This window comes from Nostoc sp. TCL240-02, from assembly GCF_013343235.1.
Classification (GTDB): Bacteria; Cyanobacteriota; Cyanobacteriia; order Cyanobacteriales; family Nostocaceae; genus Nostoc.
The window spans coordinates 2,809,999-2,828,605 of the sequence record NZ_CP040094.1; the positions used below are offsets into that span (position 1 = coordinate 2,809,999).

Sequence of the window (18,607 nt, forward strand, 5' to 3'; positions counted from 1 at the left end):
GCTAAGGGGCTATTTATGTCAGACCAATTCACGTTTACCGTTACCAATGATACCGAACAAGCAATTACAGAGTTATGGGTATCTCTCGATGATGAAGATTGGGCTTCATTTACCTTGAGTGATTCAGGGATTCCATCGGGTGAAACAGTAACAATTGCTTGGGCTGAATATACGAATGATTCGCCCTGTGAATGGTACATATCTGCTGTATTTGAAGATGAATCAGAAAGTGAGTCAGCCGTATTTAACTTCTGTGAAGAACCAGCTTTAACGTTCGGCTAAATTCCCCAGTGCGATTGCCTACGGCGGACGTGTACGCCATCGCGCTTGATGCATGATTGCATATCGACTCCAGCCATAAAAACCAAAGCCCTGCCTCGAAAGCATCTAGGTGGGGCTTGATATTAAAATTGATATTGGCAATACCAGATAATGGTGTAAGAAGCGATCGCTCTCAACCCCAAATCGGATGTTTGGACTGTGATCGCATTCACGGCTCCAAACTAATTATACTTTAGCGATTGTACTAACAGTCCCTAATAGCTTATTACTTAAATCGCCAAGTAACGATCTAAAAAATAATAATGTATTTTTATCGTCAATTATCAACTTTCTAACCGCACTTTCATATTTCTGACGATCCTGAAAACCAAGAGATTCTGAAATCTTAGCTAAAACTTCCGTTTCTCTTACAGGATAGCGAGATATCAAGGAGTTATAATCCTTCTTTTGCACATATTCATCGAAAATAACTTTTTCTTTCTTTAATTAATTCGCTTTTTAAATCGATTTCAATACTAAATATATCTTGATTCAGGATATCCTTATGCTTGGGTAATACTCCCATAATTTTGCTACGAACTCTTTTTTCACTTAAGCGAGATGACAATCTATCTTTATGCTTACAAATGTTAGGAATAATAGACGATAAAGCTTTATCCTTTAAAGCCACTGGATCTTCTCCAGTAGTATTCGCAACTCTATTTGCAATCTTATTTATAATTTCTACATGATAGTAAAGTGACTCAACAGAGTAGCAAGATAAAGCAAATATTCCTTTTTCAATTAGCTTATGAATTTGTTCTTGAGTGCGATCGTCTACATCAATTAACCCAAATGCATTTATCCAGTGAAGCTCCTCAGTTCTTTTTATGCCCTCAACAGCCCTCTCAACATTGACGCAATTGCCTTGAGGTATTACTGATACATCTGGATATATCAACTGATAAATTTGCCTGTCTAGACTCTCATACTCGCCTTCTATGAATAATATATTCCTTTTTGCACCGAGAATATCCTTTTTTAGGTCTTGGGAAATGTTTTCTGATGCGGTTATTAAATCAGCGTCCCAACCAGTTATAGTATTTCCTGACCAAGTACATCCTCTTACCATTAGTACACTAGAACTCGGATTATCCAAGGGAAGAAATACATAGTGGGTTGATATGATGAAGGTACAATCCGCACGTTTTTGAAAAAGTGATGATAATAATGGTGAAACGATAGAACGATGCAAATGCCTCTCAGGTTCGTCAATAATAATTAGTGATCCAGATTTTGCCGTTAACACATCAGCAGCGATTAAAAGCGCATTTCTTTCTCCGTCAGATAGCTCCGCAACACTGTAATAATCATTGCCATTCTTTGTTGCAAAAAGTTGAGCGTCTTGTCCTAGATTAATCTTAACTGTAATATTTGCAGTAGCTAACAATTCATTAATAGTATTTATAGGAGCTTCATTACATGATAGTGCTTTTGCCGTATCAATATCTTTGTTATCAACAGCTGTAGCGATACTTCTGGCTCTAATATTTTCAGAATCAATCAAATCAAAGATCGATAAGCTTGATCTTTGTTCATAATAGTCATCCATCCATCTTGATTGAATATTAGCATCAGAACTCATTATACTGACTTCAATCTGTTTTTTTGATGCTGCCGTCATTTCCATTGCATTAGATCTGAACCATGTTTTTCGATGTGCCAATATTCTCTTACTATTATTACGATTGTTGGTATACAAGTGCTGCATAAGACTAGACTTGCCTACACCATTCGCACGAGTAATGAGTAATAAGTAATAAGTAATGAGTAAATACCAGAAGTGTTGAATGTTAAGAAAAATCCGATAAAAATAGCCCAAAATATGGTAGTTTTGGGCTAAGGCTTAAAATATATTAGTTTGATTGTGATTATAAATTCATTTCCCAAAATTGTCAAAGATATACTGAAAAGCCTGCCAAAAAACGATTATCCAGTATTGAACAGTCGTCTGTTTTTTGAGTGCTGGCTATCCTATGCCCTGGATAACAGCTTAACAAGTATGCGAGATTTGTTTAACAGATTAAATAACAATTGTTTTGAGGTAGATATTTCTACTTTCTCTAAAGCAAATTTACATCGAAGCCAAAAACCTTTTCAAGAGATTTACCAAAAATTAAATGAATTAGTACAGAAGAAAGTTCAAAAAAAGTTACACAATAAATATGCAATTTGTCCAATAGATTCAACAATTATTACTCTCACAAGTAAATTGTTATGGGTACTAGGTCATCATCAAGTCAAGCTGTTTAGTTCCTTAAATCTCTCCACAGGAAGCCCAGAAGATAACTTCATCAATTTTGGACATGACCATGATTATAAATTTGGTTCCAAAATGATGTCTAGTCTCCCAATAAATGCTGTTGGAGTAATGGATAGGGGTTTTGCTGGATTAAAATTTATCCAAGAATTAGTACAAGAAAACAAATATTTTGTTTTGCGGATAAAAAACAATTGGAAACTAGAATTTGATGGCTCAAATGGATTGGTCAAAGTTGGTGCATCTGATGATGCTCAAGCTTATAGAGTAATTAATTTCTGTGATTTAGAGACAAAAACCGAGTTTCGCTTAGTGACTAATTTACCAGAGTCGGGAGATGCAGCTGTTCATGATGATGAAATTAGGGATATTTATCGATTACGTTGGGGAGTTGAATTGTTGTGGAAGTTTTTAAAGATGCACTTAAAACTTGACAAACTCATTACCAAAAACGTCAATGGTATTACCATACAAATTTACGTGAGCTTGATAGCCTATCTGATTTTACAGCTTTTATCTATTCCCGAACAATGGGGACATACACTATTAGATAAATTCCGCTATCTTCAATCTTGTATGTGTCAGAAAATCAGCTATGTTCATTGGTTTGAGGAGATGATGTTTTGCTGACTAATTTAAGCTTTTGAGACTTAGTGTAACTAATAATGTAAAGTTTTGTATCAGCATTCAACATTTCTGCATTCGCACCTAGTACAAAAATAACTCCCCCTTCTCTTAAAGGGATATTTATAGGCTCTGATATGCTTGAATTGAAACTAAATAAAAATTGTTAATTCATCAATAAACTTCCATATCTATGATTTCCTTTGTGTCAGCTTTCATATTGCTAATTTAGCCAGACAACTTCAGCCTAACATGACAACTATAAGCAATAACGCCTAAAAAAATGTCTTGATCGCTTCGATCTCTTGTAGTTTTTCAACAGACGATGGATCGCTCTCAACCTAAAATCTGAAATAGTGACTGCAATTGCATTCACTATTTCAGATTTTACGATCGCAATTTTTCAAAATACTTAAAGCCACCGCCTCTGCTACCTTAATCCCATCAATACCAGCCGAGAGAATTCCCCCTGCATATCCCGCGCCTTCACCAGCCGGATAAAGACCGACTGTATTTAAACTCTGATAATCCTCTTTGCGTTTAATCCGAATCGGTGATGACGTGCGGGTTTCCACCCCAGTCAAAACGGCATCATCCATCGCAAAACCTTTAATTTGTTTATCAAAAGCGGGAATGGCTTCACGAATGGCTGCGATCGCATAATCTGGTAAACTTTGGCTCAAATCACCCAAATGTACCCCTGGTGTATAAGACGGTTTAACACTGCCCAATGTTGTCGAGGGACGATGGTTAAGAAAGTCTCCCACTAACTGCCCTGGCGCTTCATAAGTTCCGCCGCCCAATTCAAAAGCCCGTTCTTCTAAACGTCGTTGAAAGTCAATTCCCGCCAAAGCATTTCCCGGATAATCTTCGGGGGTAATGCCCACAACGATCGCGCTGTTGGCATTGCGCTCATTGCGAGAGTATTGGCTCATCCCATTGGTGACAAGTCGCCCCGGTTCTGATGCAGCTGCAACTACCAATCCCCCCGGACACATACAGAAACTATAGACGGAACGACCATTTTGGCAATGGTGAACCAGTTTGTAATCAGCAGCACCTAAAAGCTTATGACCAGCTTGAGCGCCGAAACGACATTGGTCGATGAGAGTCTGGGGATGTTCGACCCGAAAGCCGATGGAAAATGGTTTCGGTTCAATGTAAACCCCGCGCTCAAATAGCATTTGAAAGGTATCACGGGCGCTGTGACCCACTGCCAGAACTACATAATCGCTGGCGATATATTCCCCACTGGCGAGGGTGACTCCCCGCACCTGTCCATTTTCGATGTTGATATCTTCCACCCGACTTTCAAAACGAATTTCACCCCCGAGGGATTCGATTTTAGCCCGCATACTTTGAACAATTCCTACCAGTTTGAATGTACCGATATGGGGTTTGTTGATATAAAGAATTTCCGGTGAGGCTCCCGCATTCACAAGTTCGGTTAGTACCTTGCGCCCATAATGCTGAGGATCTTTAACTTGACTGTAGAGTTTGCCATCGGAAAATGTACCCGCACCACCTTCGCCAAACTGGGCATTAGATTCGGGGTTGAAGTCTGATTTTTTCTTCCAAAAGCCAAAGGTATCAGCAGTGCGATCGCGAACTTTTTTCCCACGTTCTAAAATGATGGGACGGAACCCCATTTGCGCCAGCATCAAACCCGCAAACAAGCCACAAGGCCCAGTACCAATGACAATGGGGCGAATCGCCAAATTGCTTGGTGCTTTTACCACTGGGCGATAAGTCATGTCTGGCGTAACTATCACATGGGGATCTTTTTTCAGGCGCTTGAGTAGATGAGTTTCCTGAGTCGTTTCTACATCAAGAATATAAACAAGGGTAATCTCTCCTTTCTTACGGGCATCGTAGCTACGCTTGAAGATGGAATAGCTGATCAATTCTTCGTCCGTAATTTGCAGCTTTTTGAGGATGGCAGTCTTGATCTCATCTTCAGGATGATCGAGCGGGAGCTTTACTTCTGTGAGTCGTAACATGGCGAGGAGAAATTCATACTTGTCTATCAAAATCTTAATCAAAATCACTGTGGTACGGCTAATACTTAAACCAGACTGACAGCCGACTCTAACATTCGTATTGTCCCAAGTTCAGCATCTATTTCTACTTCTAAACCGATTGGCAAGGTAAATTTATCTTTAATATGACCAATCATTGAACCATACCAAGCAGGAATCCCTAAAGGAAGTATGCGATCTTGCAATACTTGCATTAATGTAAATGATGGTTCATCTCCAAGTTTACATTTAGTGCATTGCCCAAAGATAAAGCCAGCAATTTGATTAAGTATGCCAGCAGTTTTTAACTGCGTCAGCATTCTATCTATCCGGTAAACATCCTCGCCAATTTCTTCCACAAACAGAATGCTTTTGTTCCAAGAAGGTAGGTAAGGTGAACCTACCATTGCTGATAGCACTGATAAGTTTCCACCTACAAGTTTACCTCTCGCCTTTCCTGGTGCTATTGTCTCCACCCGCACTTCGCTAGGGTTGAGATTTTGCATAGTCACAGCTTCACCATTAAATAGTATGCGCTTGAAGTAATCGACTGTAAATTGATTCCAAGTAGACGTAGCAACTGGCCCGTGAAAAGTAATCATTTGACTACGGGCATTAATTGCCAACAACAGGGTAGTAATATCGCTGTAACCAATGATAATTTTCGGATGTGAGCGGATCAGCGAGTAATTTAGTAGGGGTAAAATGCGATTGCAACCCCAACCACCACGCATGGCAATAATTGCTTTGATGGTGCGATCGCTAAACATCAAGTTTACATCGTGGGCGCGATCGATATCTTTACCCGCTAAATAGCCGTAACGGTCTAGAATATGCTTCCCCAACTTGACTTTTAACCCTAATTGGGAAAGTGATTGCTGTGCTGCTTCGATATCTTTAGTGTCTACAATACCCGCAGGGGCGATTAATCCTACAGTATCACCCACTTGTAGGTGTGACGGCTTGCGGATGATGTTTGGAGATGGCTTACCTGCAGCAGTAAATGCTGGTATCTGGGTGGCTAAGGTAGCTAGTCCACAGGTTGTAATAAATTCCCGACGTTTGATATTCATAACCATTTAGTTGGGGACTAGAGACTGTTTTCGTAATACCCAGTACCCAGTTTTGTAAAGGCGATCGCATCAGTAGGGTAAATTTTTCATGCTCTTTTTGCCTACAAGCGAAATCCAGCAACTGGGGAAGGTTCAGCGGCGATGCGAACATCTTGACCAAGAGCCACAAGTCTTTTTGCCCGTACCAGACACAGCTGAATCTAGCGCAGCCTTCCCTGTTGCGTCAATCTTCCCAGTCACTATTTTTTGTTAGCGATCGCTTGACTTTTAAGACAGTCGCTACTATTTCTCTTAACCCAAGCGTATTGGATGGACTATAAGTCTCTAGTCAATTCACTTATTTATCCTTTACTAAGTTAGAAAATAGCCTCTGCCAATCAATAGAGTTAACAGTATTGTCTGTCTGTTTTACCTCAAAGGTGATATTACAAGCTGGTGCTATTTTTAGCGCTTGCACGCAAAGTTCTGCCACATCTTCACGGCTGATTTTGCCCTTAATATTATCGCCTTGCTCAAATATTAATTCCTTACCCCCTGGTTCCTCAGTTAAAGCACAAGGTCTAATAATCGTATAAGGAATTCCGCTTTCTCTTAAACTATCTTCTCCCTTCAACTTCCAAGTTAGAATTCCTCCTAATTGGTCATTTAATTTCACTGCTGGCGGTTCTTCATCTAAATTAATGCCAGGGCGACCGGGACGAGTTACGCCTGCTGAACTGACTAGGATAAATTGTGGTAAAGTTGTACCACCGTAAGCCTTAATTGATTCCAATTGCAAAGTAAAACCACCAGGGGAAAATTTGGGATTCAAAGCTCCATCATATTCAAATTTGCTCAACATCAATTGGAATGAACAAATTTTAGTCTGCTCAATAGGCGGCGCATCTTTGACAACTTTTGCCCGAAAGACGGGAATCAAATCTGCAAAGGGAATGTGAACATTTATCCAAGTATTAGCTACTGTGTCAAAAGAATAGCTGTAGCCAATGCCATCCCATTTTGTATCTGTTCGTAGGAAGATTTTATAACGTTGTCCATCACCTTTGATGTGCAATTTCACACCTTCATAACCGGATAAGTTGAAAGGGGGATCAAAATTCTTAGTTCTAACAGAAGCAAATCCGCCAGAGTTAGCAGTGGAGACATTACCAGCAAACAAAGCTGTATTTTCTACTAATTGAATATTACTGGCACTCACGCCACCCATGACAACATCATCCAATGCCCCCCAGTTATCTTTTAATTCTGCTGATGGCTTGGTGAAATCAAATATTATTTTTTCGTTTCCTTGGGGCAGATATTTTGCGGCCGCTTGGACTAAGTTTTTGACACCTTGATATTCTACATTTTCTGGGGTGTCGCCAACAATTTCTGGTTGGTAAAATTTAACACCTTGATAATATTTTGCTCTATCGGCTGTGTCTCCTTCAACTGGTTGCACGCGTACTGCTGTGCAGCAAACTACAGCTTGGATATCAGCCATAACTAAAGGAGTTAAAGTTTCTGGTTTTGTGATATCCGCAACTACTAAGTCTATGTCATTACCTAGAATCGACCGTGCTTTGTCAATGTCTCGAACTAGAGCGCGAACTTTATAACCACGTTGGAGCGATCGCTGCACTACTCGTTTACCTACACCACCTGTTGCACCTGCTACTAGTATTACACCCACGTTTCTTCCTCCATTGGGTCTATCTTGATTATCCTTTGGACGGCCTTGGATTAAATGCTGTACCCAGTTGAGGAAAGGAATTACCTCAAAGTAAGTCAGGGTTTCGATAAACCTGCCTAAGTCCCATTGAGAACGATTTTTGTCAGTCATCTTTGCGTCCTCATAACTTTCTTCAGGGTAACTGAAAGTTTGAGAAATTTTAAAACCCTTCATCCAAATGAAGGGCTATTACATCAGGTCAGAGGAATTATTTTACACAATTCTTGGAACAGTAAGTTAACTACCTTACTCATCAACTTCCCCTGAATGTGTTTGGCACCCAGCAGCTTCTCACCTTGTTCAGTAACGTTAGCTTTAAGTGAGTCGCGGTAGTTAATCAATTCCTTGGTTAGTTCGTTCTCTGGTAGCCTTCCAGTTTCCACACCAGTTAAGACGTACTGCCACAGACTGATTCGACATAATGACGAACCGCTAGGCTTTTCAACAAGTCCATCTCCTGACTGTTCCAGAACAGTACCCATACCCAAACGCATCTTGAAAGTGTCGCGGCTGCGGTTGCGTTTAATTCGTTTGGTGTCGCCAGCTAATCGCCGGACTGTGGTTTGTCCGTCTTTACGTTCGCGCTCCGTTTTCTTCACCTCCCGCACTTCATACTCAATTACGGCCCTGCCGTTGACACCCAAAATGACTCGAATGGGTAGATTCTGGTGAGTAAACGCGATCGCACTCTCAACCCAAAACCGAATTTGTCAAACACGCTCATGTAAGGTTTAAATGCAGTCTGGGCTAACATCTGAGCAATCCTTGCCTCGATGTGCTGTTCATAACTCCCGGTTCGCCCATTTTTTAACTCCTTAGGAAAAGTAGATAGTCAAAAGTATACCGAAGGACATATTTCCAAAAAGACTCGATTAGGCATATGTTCGCACTTATGGCTACTGAACCCATAATCACAAACGAACGAGTCGATGATATACCTATACTTCTAACTCAAATAGAGGGTATGGGCGTACAATCGCTAATCGATAAACATTTTCCCAGACACGGAAATTGGCAAGGTCTAAGTCTGGGAAGTGTAGCAGTAATCTGGTTAGCACACATATTATCGCAAGCAGATCACCGTTTAAATCACGTCCAAGGCTGGGCTTCTAAGCGGTTAGAAACATTGAAAACTTTTTTTGGAGAAGAGTTAGGTGAACTTGACTTGACGGATGCTCCTCTAGAAGCCCTATTAGGTTATCTTGATAGCGATAGCGACTGGTACTCATTTGAGTCAGAACTTGGAGGTAACTTTGTACAAATTTATTTGCAGCGTGAAGAGCATATTACAGGATTAATTCGCCTACTTTCAAATGGAAAAGCGTGTTTTGACCCTTTTAGAGTTTCAGGTTCGTCGGAATTTGGAGCAAAATAAGGAAAAGCTAACTGGACTTTATATTGGTAATCCTAAACGAGAAACTGCACGTCCTACTGCTGAGATACTTCTTGCTGCATTTAAGGAGATTACCCTGTTCTTAATTGAGGTTAAAAACGAAGTTTATGCTCATTTGACTGCCCTTTCACCCTTACAGCAACGTATTCTTGTTTTACTTGGGTTCCCAACTACTATTTACACTCAACTTGGTGGTCAATCTTTTACTCCTGAGTAGCCTTTCTTCTAACTCCCGAAAAAATGGGCGAACCGGGAGTATTGATTCAACTTAAATGCTCAACCCACTTCAATTAAGCTTCGTTCAGGTAGGGTGACTCCGTTAAATAAACAGTAGTGCAAATCAACCCCAGTCAAGTCTACTTCCGTGAAATCAACGTTACTTAAATCAGTTTTGCAGAAAATAGCTTTGGCAAGATTAGCATGACTCAGGTCTGTATTGCTCAACTTCGCGCCAGTCAAGTTTGCACCACTGAGATTTGCCCCAGCCAAGTTTACACCACTTAGGTTAGCATAGCTCAAGTCTGCTCCTGCCAAGTTTGCACTACTGAGGTCAGCATCATGCAAGTCTGCTAAACGCAAATCTGCTTTTATCAGGAAAGCTTCATGCAAGTCCACATTCCTAAGAGTTGCTCGAATCAGATTAGCAGCCTTGAGGTTTACTAAAATCAAATTTGAGCCACTTAGATCCGTTCTCCATAAGGTCGCCGCAGTCAAATTTGCTTCAATCAAGTTTGCTTGGCGCAAGTTGGTCTGTGATAAAGTTGCGTTAGCCAAGTTAGCTCGATTCAAATTGATTCCAGCTAAACAGACCTCGCTGAGGTTAACTAAGTGCAGACTTTCTTGAGTGAAATTTCTCTCTCCTGCACAATAGCGTTTGAGAAGTTCATTAGCATCCATACAACCCCAAATCTCCATCTCTTACCCAAAAATTACAGTATCTAATCAATAATTACTGAAAATATCTCTCATTACGAGACTTTTAAAACTCCGCACCAACATTGAAATTATTTAATAATCTTTTAGAATATTGCCGATAAGACTGGTTGTTTTCAAATGCTTAAGCGTGGTGAGATAGAGATGTCTACGACGAGTTACGTCTACGTTCTTTTACTCATCCACGCTTAAGCAGCGGCTAATCTAGCTTCTACTTACGTACTAGGTTAAGCAGTTCTTTAGGAGAAGCAAGCAAGTCAATCGCTACGAAGAAGATTTTGCCTTGAGGATCGAGCAAAAACCGCCATGCAATATTCATTCCCACACTTGCACCGAACCAAGGGGTTTGGACTTTGCCGGTGACTTTTATTTGGGTATAGCCATCTTCTACTGGCTCGGATATACCACGCTCTGGTATCATTTTCAATCCCTGGCATTCTTCACGCATATAAGCGCGGATTGCATCTTGACCAACAATCGGTCTTTCAAAGGGAGGTTGCAAAGCACCTTCAGAACGAAATAGAGCAACCGCAGCTTCAAAGTCATTGGCATTCATGTTGTTGATATAGCCAAGCACTGTAGGGTTGTTGATACCCTCAATGGTGACTTTAGTCCGAAATGCTGGTGCAGTGGGGGGAGCCACAGGTTCTGAAACTTTTTTGTAACTACCGGGAGCGTTCGGGTCAAATCCCATGCTCACTACGGTATTGCGGAGAATTGTGATTTGTTGACCTGAATCAGCATTCCTGATTGCTTCTAACACATCAGCAGCCTTGGGAGAAAGCTTGTAACCTTCTGGGATAGGAGCGACAATTCCTTGTGCCATCCATTCTCCTAACTGATACCAGAAGCCCAGCTTGATGTTGACGGTGAAGGATGCATAAGAACGGCAGAGGGGTGTATCAGCACGGTTAGCCAAATCGTACATAACTCGTGTTTGAGCGTCGAAAGGCATTTGCTTAATTTGTTCAAGTAAGCCTTGTGCGAGTACCATGTTAGCTGCCCCTGGAGCAGCAACCGTAATACTTCTACCCATTTCGGTATAAGCAAACCAAAGTAATGCTAGTTGATCTTCAGCATTGAGTTGAGAGAATGATTCGACAACAGTTGGAACAACATCAGCAACTAGCGTGCCGGGAAAAATACTTTGAGCCGACTTGATGGTAAAAGACATAGCAGATGTTTCCTAAAAAAATTACAGTTCTATCGAATGTGAAAAAACGGAGGAGAAATGCGTTTAGGTGTTACTAAAGGCACTTAGCAGTCTGACCACAGACTTTTTTAGACATCACTTTACCAAAGGCATGATGATATGCCGTTGAGTTTGGATACTCGGCAAAGCAAATTGCAGGCTTAACTGCATAGTTATTTAGAAAACTTTGACCAACAGTGCTTTAACGCATTTATGTTGTTTATGTTTCTATGTGTAAAGAAATATAACAAGTTCGTTACAAATAAGCAATACTTCCTCAGCCATACTTAGATAACTTCTATTTATGTAAATGATAAGTTTTACTCAAGTCAGACTAAAGGTAATTAATGCTTTTGTGTGTATTCACTTTTAAGAGCGTAGGCGTAGCCCATCGTAGAGATCGCATATCTCTCAATACAGTTCAGTTAAGGGCTACTTGTACAAAATCGTGGGTTTTAAGACGCGATAAATCGCCTTCTCTACAAGTGTTTTGGTCTTATCTGAACTGTATTGGTATATCTCTTTTGTATCAAATTTTACAATCAATCCTTCGCTCAACTATTGTGTCTACACATCGCTTACCTTCTCGCATGAAGCCAAAATACCCTATCTGCTTAATACGGTTCTTACCACCTTTTTTGTTATGTCAAGTACTTGCAAAAAATATTTATAATAAGTTACATTCGTTTACAGAACACAACAATAAAAAGTAAAAGATGACAAATAAAGGCTTTACTATTAACGAACGCGGTCAACTCAACAGATTTGCGATTGAACCCAAAATTTATGTTGACGAAACCCCACGGACAGGCTTCACCGAATATGCCGAAAAACTCAATGGTCGTTTGGCAATGATTGGTTTTATCTCACTCATCGCGTTGGAAGTTTTCACGAGACACGGTTTGATTAGCTCGCTAACTAACTTTTAGAGAAGACACTTCAGATTTACAAATTTTATCCAGTTGACAAATAAAACAATTTAGAGGCAGACTTATGAAAACTGATTTTGATTACCCCAGAAAAGATTTGATTGAAACAGTGGTTTTTAGACCTGATTTCAACAACTTTGAGACCATCAATGCAAATCAAGCGTGGTCATTGTTTTTCAGTGGCGGTCAAGATGATAAGGGACTGGGACAAGAAGTTGAATTCGGCAGATTTTTCACTAATCTCTTAATCGCTATTGGAGTAACTGGAATGCTTTGGGCGATTTATTTCAATCAATTAGGATGAGCAAGTTTGTTCATTTTTCTAGTAACTTCAATGGAGGTCTTGGATTTGGATACCAAGACTTATTTTTACTTTTCAAGAAGTATAAAAAAGTCTCTTTAGCTTTGGGAAAATTTCGATGTTGATTGGATTTATAAAGCTTCCTAATTTGTCACGGTATTGTGGATACATGGGCTTAGAAGTAGCAGAAATTGTTTCCAAACATCTTGCAGTTCAAAGTAAAACCTATGTAATTCAAAATAGAAGAATATTGATCAATCAACTTTTAAAATCTGGTCTAGATTCTCATACAGCAAATCGAACTGTTACTGTACTTATATCAAGCCCGGTTTTACAATTAACCAATAAAAACCAGTTGGCAATTAATTGCAAGGGATAGTAACTATAAAGGCATTAAGTCCCAATACCTTTCGGATAAACCTAACAATCTCTCTTTTGATTTGGGTAAAGGGTAAAGGGTAAGGGGTAAATGTGGATTCAAACCCTTTTCCGCTTAACCGAAAAGTATTGGCGTAAGTCCTAACGATATAGCGATTTTTATTTAAATGATTGTGGCAGCACATCTGTGCTACTCTACTGATTATCTTTATTGCACGCAATTGCAAACCGCTATAGATTAATAGCTTGTATTCCTTTCAAGATGACTAAATAAGAATTTTAGTCCACTCGAGTGGACTTGAACTACAAGCCGTAGAACTTCAATTACCTGTTAAAGCTAGGCAAACTTCCGTCACTACTAGTTCCTAGTTCAACGCAAACAACGAATTGCTTCTAATAGACCTCTAGCTTTATTCAGCGTCTCTTCGTATTCTTTTTCTGGCTCAGAATCAGCCACTAAACCTGCGCCAGCTTGTACGCTAACGGTTTTATCATGTACTACCATTGTGCGAATTGCGATCGCAGTATTTAATTGTCCCTCAAAATCGTAATATCCATACACACCAGAATAAACACCGCGCCGACTAGACTCTAACTCGTGGATAATTTCCATTGCCCGAATCTTGGGTGCGCCACTTACCGTACCTGCTGGGAAGCAAGCTTTCAATAAATCCCATGCTGTTTTATCGAGTGCTAATTTACCCACAACATTGCTGACAATGTGCATCACATGGGAGTAGCGCTCAACTACCATTAATTCATCAACTTTGACGCTACCATTTTGACAAACACGCCCCAAATCATTCCGCCCTAAATCTACAAGCATCACGTGTTCGGCAACTTCTTTGGGATCTTCGAGTAAATCTTGAGCGAATGCTGCATCTTGCTCGGTAGTTTTACCCCGTGGACGTGTCCCAGCAATGGGGCGTACCGTTGCTATAACTCCCCCATCTGGAGCAGTTTCGGCTTTCACCATCACTTCAGGACTGGAACCAATGATTTGCCAATCTTGGAAGTTAAAGTAAGCCATGTAAGGCGAAGGATTTATCTGACGTAGGGAGCGATAAAGGGCAAAAGGGTCGCCTGTATACGGTGTTGATAGTCGCTGAGAAATTACTACTTGAAAGATATCGCCTGCTTTAATATATTCTTTGGCCTTCCCAACGCTGGCACAAAAATCAGGGCGAGTAAAATTACTCCTATACTCCTCTGCTCCCTGCTCCCTGCTCCCCTGCTCCTTTGCTCCCCTACTTTCTGGTGGTTTCCATTCCAACCGAGTTTTTTCGGGCGATAGGGGGAGAGATAGCTTTTCGAGCATTTGGGTGACGCGATCGCCTGCTTGTTGATAGGCTGCGTATAAATCTACATTGGGGTCGCGTAAATCAGCATAAGCAACTGCCCAAATTTTTCGCTTCACCTGGTCAAAAATCAACAGGTGGTCTACCTGCATCCACAAGCCATCAGGGATATTTCGCTCATCTGGTGGATAGATTGGCACGCGCGGCTCAATCCAGTTAATCAATTCATAGCCCCAAAACCCAAACAAGCCGCCAATTCCTGGCGGTAGCTGTGGTAACTTGACTGGGTGATAAGGTGCTAAACATTCGGCTAAAGTTGCAAAAGGGTCGCCTGCAAAAACGACCTGCGAACCATCGCGGTTTAATTGGGTGGTGCGATCGCCTCTTGCTTCCAAAACCCAAAGTGGATCGCAGCCCACTAAACTATAGCGTCCTAGTTTTTCCCCACCTTCTATCGATTCCAACAAAAAGCTATAGGGCTGACCTGCACAGACTTTATACCAAGCAGATACGGGCGTATCTAAGTCCGCTACCCATTCTTGATATACCGGAACAAAGTTGCCTTGTAAAGCTAGCTGAGAAAATTCAGAGAAATCGGGGAATACCATAAATAGCTAAGGGATTGGGGATTGGGGATTGGGGCTTGGGGATTGGGGCTTGGATATGGGTCTAGGGCATCCGGTATGGGGCATTGGGTATTAAGAAAACTTTAGTCCCTAGTCCCCAACTCCCAGTCCCTAGTCCTTAGTCCCCAGTACCTAGTACCTAGTACCCAGTCTCCAATCCCCAGTCCCTAGTTCCTATGCGTCGTGGGTAGCTTTACCACTGAATTTGAGTTGTGACGGATTGGGGTTTTGCCCAATGCTGCGTGGGACATAACGCACTTTTTCACGACCTTCATTCACTTTTTCAGGGAAGACACCATCAGCTGGGTGAAGTAAGGTAGTTTCTCCGTTTGGTAAAATCCGGTAAACTTTGTAATCTGTGATTTTGAGTTTACGAAGTTGCTGACCGCCCAAAAAGATGCCATATTCTTTACGAGCTATATACAGCAGGTTTTCACCTTTCCGCATAACAGCAGCACCACCTGTAGGTAATTCAAATACCTGCTCTTTCGGGCTAGTCCAAGTGATAGCGTACTTTTCTTCCACTTCTGCTTTCTTTAGCAAGCCACCAGTGCTGCCAGGAAATAGTGGGGTTTGTCCAGAGAGTGTTTCTGCCATATAGATGATTCTCTCAACGTTTTTAGGGAATCCTAACACTGCAACCAGGATCATATTGCGATCGCGTTATAGACTGTAACAGTTTTTAGTCATTTGTCCTTTGTTCTTTGTCATTTGTTAAAAACCAATGCCCAATTCCCAATTCCCAATTCCTATTTACTCTTGACTTTTGCCCGCTTTTCTTCATGGCTATTCTGAACAATGGGGATGGTGAAGTGAAACTGGCTACCCTGGTCTTTGCCAGTTGACTTTGCCCAAATTTCTCCACCCCAGCCATTCACAATTTGACGACAAATAGCTAAACCAAGTCCTGTTCCGCCAGTGGTGCGGCGTAGCGCTCCTTCTTCTTGATAGAAGCGGTCAAAAACTACTTCTAAACGATTGGGTTCAATGCCGCGTCCAGTGTCAGCCACAGTCACCTCGACCATTTGATGGCTGTTGGAAATCGCTTTAATGGTGATTTCTCCTTCGGACGGCGTAAATTTACAAGCATTGTCCATCAGTTTTGCCAGTACCTCTACTAGCCAATCACCATCAGCCCTTACCAGAGGTAGATTTTCGGCAATTTGAGTTTTGACTTGGGGTGGCTTTTCCGTCGAAGAACGCGTGCGATTGCGGCTGAGTGCTAAATCCACACACTCTTGTAAAGTCAGGGATTCTGGATGCCATTGCACTCGCCCGCTTTCCAAGTTGGAAAGCGTGAGGAAATCTTGTACCAATTTTCGCATCCGTTCTGAGTCGGAAAGAGCCGTGTTGAGCATAATTTGCTGCAACTCCAAAGGCATATCCGGCTCACTAGCGAGACTTTCTAGACACACTTGAATGGTGGATAGGGGAGTACGCAGTTCGTGTCCAGTGATGGCTATAAGGTTGCTGCGGGTGCGGTCTAGGGCTTCTAACTGCTGGTTAAGTTCTTCTAGGTTGGCGTAGGCCTCGGCTTGAATCAGGGCTGCTCCGACTTGGGTAGCGATCGCTTCTACCAAATCCAACTCCCCAGGTTGGCACTCGTGCGGTGGCATTCCACAGTAATGCAACTCCACGATGCCCAACAACCGCCCCTGATAAAATACTGGTTCCATCAGCCAAGAACGAATGGCAAACTTTTTGGCAATTAAGGAAAGCCCTGGCGAATTGTTCACCCGAGGGTCATTTAGCGTATCGCTAATACAAACACCTTCGCCTTGTTGCACGATGTCCTGAAAGAGGGAATTTTTCTCTAATTCCCAAGTTTGCCCACGAACCGATAAAATACCGGGATTCAAAAACTCGTGTTCAATTATGGCTTGGCTATCTGTAGCTTGAGCGCGGTAAATTAGACAGCGACAAGCTTCTAGGTGTTGTCCTAATTCTTGTGCCGCCACTTGGAGAACTTCGTGAGGATCGAGCGATCGCCGAATAGCAGTACTAATTGAGTTGACTAATCGTTCTTTTCGTGCTTTAGCAGCAATGGAACGGTAAGCTTTGTGCAATTTGTATTGACTAGCTTGCAAGTAAGTGACTAAGCGCTGCACAAAGGGATCTGTATCGATGTCACAAGCATATTCGTTAAGCTGTTCCGCTCCAGAGTGGTTTCGCGGCTCTCCGATGCCAAACCTTTGACGTGCCTCGTTTATTTTACTTGCCAGTTCTGGTCTGTAAACCAAAATCCTGTCTAACAGCAATTCAGCGGCTTTCAGACTAACTCCCCTTTCCGATGTCCAAACTCCCTCAAATCTTCGCGCTGTGTCTATATCCAGATTAGGGCTTAGTTCCGGTAGTTGCTTGTTTTTAGCAATAGAACCAAGGCTTTCCCGACAAACCAGACAAGTAGCATAATTGTCAGCAATCACTACCAAATGCCACTCTTGACTTAAGCCATCCGTTGGCTCAAAAGCGATCTTTTCATAATGTTCCGAACTATTGGCGAAATCCGTTTCTGGAGCAGCTAATACGTATATTTGGTTACTCCGCAAGGCAAGTCGCAGGTAGCGATGAGCTTCTTGGCGGTAGAATCGCTCTCGCTGGAAACTAGCAATTACAAGGGGTTGTGCTAAAGTCGCAGCCAAAACTTGATCTTCCATCGCATGGGAGAGCGCTGTTAGTGAAGCCTTAAAATATAGCTGGGGCCGCAAGTATGGTAGGGACTTTAGCAGATCACTCAGCACAGAAGTCGAAATGCTCATGAATTATTGTTAAACGCTCAACCTCGACAAGATCCATGTCACAGCTGCATTGTACAAATTCCAAGGCACTCTCAAGTTAAATAGAGAGTTGCAATATGTAAAGAACGCTAAAATGCACTTTTCGCCAAAGCAGGCGCAACATTTTGTTACCAAATTGATCTTATTGATTGACAACCTACTACGCCCAATATACATTCTTGACTAACTTTGAAATATGCTTGCACAGCTAAAATTTTTCATTGCTAAGTACATTTCACATAATTTTTGTATTGTTTTAACTGCTGAATTTAATAATCTTTACTGAGCATTGATTGATAGTCCACGCCAAGGCGTAGCCTGTCGTAATATTTACACTCACTAAATAGAATTTTCTTACCCAAAAACCATTACTGCTACATACCATATAATTTAATCAGTAATGATTGATTAAAATTAATCAATCAATTGAATATGGGAAATTTTTCTAAATCTAACGTCAAAGATATTTAAAATAAAATCGTATAATAGTTTAGTCAATAAATGCTAGCTTTACCCAATAGAACTAGGAACACAGCATTTTTGCTGAGTATATTATATATCTTGTGTCTTGAGAAAGTTTGACAACTAAGCACTTATCTAAAAATTCTGAGTTTTCAGTCTTGAGTTTAGACTTATACAATACTTATATAGATTTGGACGCTGCTACTTTGTCAACAGTACGTAAAAATTATTTTGGCTAGAATAGCTCAAACAAGTTTTACAAAGAGTCTTTTTTCTGCAAGTTGTGAGGGGTAAAGACCTCTACTCCGAAT

Annotated in this window: 18 protein-coding genes; 6 read left to right on the forward strand and 12 right to left on the reverse strand. The window is 41.2% G+C overall.

Annotation, left to right across the window (positions count from 1 at the left end; genetic code table 11):
- Positions 1–15 precede the first annotated feature (15 nt).
- Positions 16–282, forward strand: coding sequence for a hypothetical protein (locus FBB35_RS11910; RefSeq protein ID WP_174709803.1), 267 nt, complete (start codon positions 16–18; stop codon positions 280–282).
- 225 nt (positions 283–507) lie between these two features.
- Here FBB35_RS11910 and FBB35_RS11915 read toward each other — a convergent pair whose 3' ends face one another.
- Complete coding sequence (locus tag FBB35_RS11915) at positions 508–735, reverse strand: hypothetical protein (protein WP_174709804.1); 228 nt, start codon at positions 733–735, stop codon at positions 508–510.
- 4 nt (positions 736–739) lie between these two features.
- Positions 740–2,143, reverse strand: a complete 1,404-nt coding sequence (locus tag FBB35_RS11920) for an AAA family ATPase (protein WP_302480968.1) — start codon at positions 2,141–2,143, stop codon at positions 740–742.
- Between the two features lie 45 nt (positions 2,144–2,188).
- Between FBB35_RS11920 and FBB35_RS11925 the strand changes: the two genes are divergently transcribed.
- A complete protein-coding gene (locus FBB35_RS11925; RefSeq protein ID WP_174708137.1) occupies positions 2,189–3,211 on the forward strand; it encodes an IS4 family transposase in 1,023 nt (340 codons plus the stop codon).
- A 374-nt stretch (positions 3,212–3,585) separates the two neighbouring features.
- Here the strand turns inward: FBB35_RS11925 and FBB35_RS11930 are convergent, their stop codons facing one another.
- From FBB35_RS11930 to FBB35_RS35460, 5 genes are all read right to left on the reverse strand, one after another.
- The gene (locus tag FBB35_RS11930) at positions 3,586–5,247 is read right to left on the reverse strand and encodes an NAD(P)/FAD-dependent oxidoreductase (RefSeq protein ID WP_254625921.1); all 1,662 of its coding nucleotides are present in this window, start codon (positions 5,245–5,247) and stop codon (positions 3,586–3,588) included.
- Between the two features lie 23 nt (positions 5,248–5,270).
- Complete coding sequence (locus FBB35_RS11935; protein ID WP_174709806.1) at positions 5,271–6,296, reverse strand: LD-carboxypeptidase; 1,026 nt, start codon at positions 6,294–6,296, stop codon at positions 5,271–5,273.
- A gap of 337 nt (positions 6,297–6,633) precedes the next feature.
- The gene (locus FBB35_RS11940) at positions 6,634–8,118 is read right to left on the reverse strand and encodes a CIA30 family protein (RefSeq protein WP_174709807.1); all 1,485 of its coding nucleotides are present in this window, start codon (positions 8,116–8,118) and stop codon (positions 6,634–6,636) included.
- A gap of 83 nt (positions 8,119–8,201) precedes the next feature.
- Positions 8,202–8,651 carry a hypothetical protein gene (locus tag FBB35_RS11945; protein WP_254625922.1) on the reverse strand — a complete coding sequence of 150 codons (450 nt, stop codon included), beginning with the start codon at positions 8,649–8,651 and terminating at the stop codon, positions 8,202–8,204.
- Positions 8,627–8,761 carry a hypothetical protein gene (locus tag FBB35_RS35460; protein ID WP_302480969.1) on the reverse strand — a complete coding sequence of 45 codons (135 nt, stop codon included), beginning with the start codon at positions 8,759–8,761 and terminating at the stop codon, positions 8,627–8,629. Before FBB35_RS35460 ends, FBB35_RS11945 begins: the two co-directional genes overlap by 25 nt.
- Positions 8,762–8,899: 138 nt before the next feature.
- Between FBB35_RS35460 and FBB35_RS11950 the strand changes: the two genes are divergently transcribed.
- Entirely contained in the window at positions 8,900–9,382 is a 483-nt protein-coding gene (locus FBB35_RS11950; RefSeq protein WP_254625923.1) for a hypothetical protein, read from the forward strand.
- On the forward strand, positions 9,369–9,617 hold the full coding sequence (locus tag FBB35_RS34595; protein WP_254625924.1) for a hypothetical protein: 249 nt from the start codon (positions 9,369–9,371) through the stop codon (positions 9,615–9,617). Before FBB35_RS11950 ends, FBB35_RS34595 begins: the two co-directional genes overlap by 14 nt.
- 59 nt (positions 9,618–9,676) lie before the next feature.
- Here FBB35_RS34595 and FBB35_RS11955 read toward each other — a convergent pair whose 3' ends face one another.
- Entirely contained in the window at positions 9,677–10,315 is a 639-nt protein-coding gene (locus tag FBB35_RS11955) for a pentapeptide repeat-containing protein (RefSeq protein ID WP_254625925.1), read from the reverse strand.
- Between the two features lie 229 nt (positions 10,316–10,544).
- Positions 10,545–11,507, reverse strand: coding sequence for an orange carotenoid protein N-terminal domain-containing protein (locus FBB35_RS11960; protein ID WP_174709808.1), 963 nt, complete (start codon positions 11,505–11,507; stop codon positions 10,545–10,547).
- A gap of 734 nt (positions 11,508–12,241) precedes the next feature.
- Here FBB35_RS11960 and FBB35_RS11965 point away from each other — a divergent pair.
- Together FBB35_RS11965 and FBB35_RS11970 are read left to right on the forward strand one after the other, a co-directional pair.
- Positions 12,242–12,454 (forward strand): high light inducible protein, encoded by a 213-nt coding sequence (locus FBB35_RS11965; RefSeq protein WP_174709809.1) that lies wholly within the window; start codon positions 12,242–12,244, stop codon positions 12,452–12,454.
- 64 nt (positions 12,455–12,518) lie between these two features.
- Positions 12,519–12,758: a hypothetical protein gene (locus FBB35_RS11970; RefSeq protein ID WP_174709810.1), complete on the forward strand. Its 240-nt coding sequence runs from the start codon at positions 12,519–12,521 to the stop codon at positions 12,756–12,758.
- A gap of 745 nt (positions 12,759–13,503) precedes the next feature.
- On the opposite strand, the gene trpE is transcribed toward FBB35_RS11970, so the two are convergent.
- The 3 genes from trpE to FBB35_RS11985 all read right to left on the reverse strand — a co-directional run bounded on the left by trpE (position 13,504) and on the right by FBB35_RS11985 (position 17,816).
- Complete coding sequence (gene trpE, locus FBB35_RS11975) at positions 13,504–15,039, reverse strand: anthranilate synthase component I (RefSeq protein ID WP_174709811.1); 1,536 nt, start codon at positions 15,037–15,039, stop codon at positions 13,504–13,506.
- 192 nt (positions 15,040–15,231) lie between these two features.
- Positions 15,232–15,654: a photosystem I reaction center subunit II PsaD gene (locus FBB35_RS11980; protein WP_174709812.1), complete on the reverse strand. Its 423-nt coding sequence runs from the start codon at positions 15,652–15,654 to the stop codon at positions 15,232–15,234.
- Between the two features lie 152 nt (positions 15,655–15,806).
- On the reverse strand, positions 15,807–17,816 hold the full coding sequence (locus FBB35_RS11985; protein ID WP_174709813.1) for a DICT sensory domain-containing protein: 2,010 nt from the start codon (positions 17,814–17,816) through the stop codon (positions 15,807–15,809).
- Between the last annotated feature and the right edge of the window lie 791 nt (positions 17,817–18,607).

Excerpts from the sequence above, each read along its gene's own strand:
- FBB35_RS11955 (WP_254625925.1), bottom strand. The coding sequence starts at position 10,315 with ATGGAGATTTGGGGTTGTATGGATGCTAATGAACTTCTCAAACGCTAT.
- FBB35_RS11965 (WP_174709809.1), top strand. The coding sequence starts at position 12,242 with ATGACAAATAAAGGCTTTACTATTAACGAACGCGGTCAACTCAACAGA.
- FBB35_RS11950 (WP_254625923.1), top strand. The coding sequence starts at position 8,900 with ATGGCTACTGAACCCATAATCACAAACGAACGAGTCGATGATATACCT.
- FBB35_RS11940 (WP_174709807.1), bottom strand. The coding sequence starts at position 8,118 with ATGACTGACAAAAATCGTTCTCAATGGGACTTAGGCAGGTTTATCGAA.
- FBB35_RS11935 (WP_174709806.1), bottom strand. The coding sequence starts at position 6,296 with ATGAATATCAAACGTCGGGAATTTATTACAACCTGTGGACTAGCTACC.
- FBB35_RS35460 (WP_302480969.1), bottom strand. The coding sequence starts at position 8,761 with ATGTTAGCCCAGACTGCATTTAAACCTTACATGAGCGTGTTTGACAAA.
- FBB35_RS11980 (WP_174709812.1), bottom strand. The coding sequence starts at position 15,654 with ATGGCAGAAACACTCTCTGGACAAACCCCACTATTTCCTGGCAGCACT.
- FBB35_RS11985 (WP_174709813.1), bottom strand. The coding sequence starts at position 17,816 with ATGAGCATTTCGACTTCTGTGCTGAGTGATCTGCTAAAGTCCCTACCA.
- trpE (WP_174709811.1), bottom strand. The coding sequence starts at position 15,039 with ATGGTATTCCCCGATTTCTCTGAATTTTCTCAGCTAGCTTTACAAGGC.
- FBB35_RS11960 (WP_174709808.1), bottom strand. The coding sequence starts at position 11,507 with ATGTCTTTTACCATCAAGTCGGCTCAAAGTATTTTTCCCGGCACGCTA.
- FBB35_RS11970 (WP_174709810.1), top strand. The coding sequence starts at position 12,519 with ATGAAAACTGATTTTGATTACCCCAGAAAAGATTTGATTGAAACAGTG.
- FBB35_RS11910 (WP_174709803.1), top strand. The coding sequence starts at position 16 with ATGTCAGACCAATTCACGTTTACCGTTACCAATGATACCGAACAAGCA.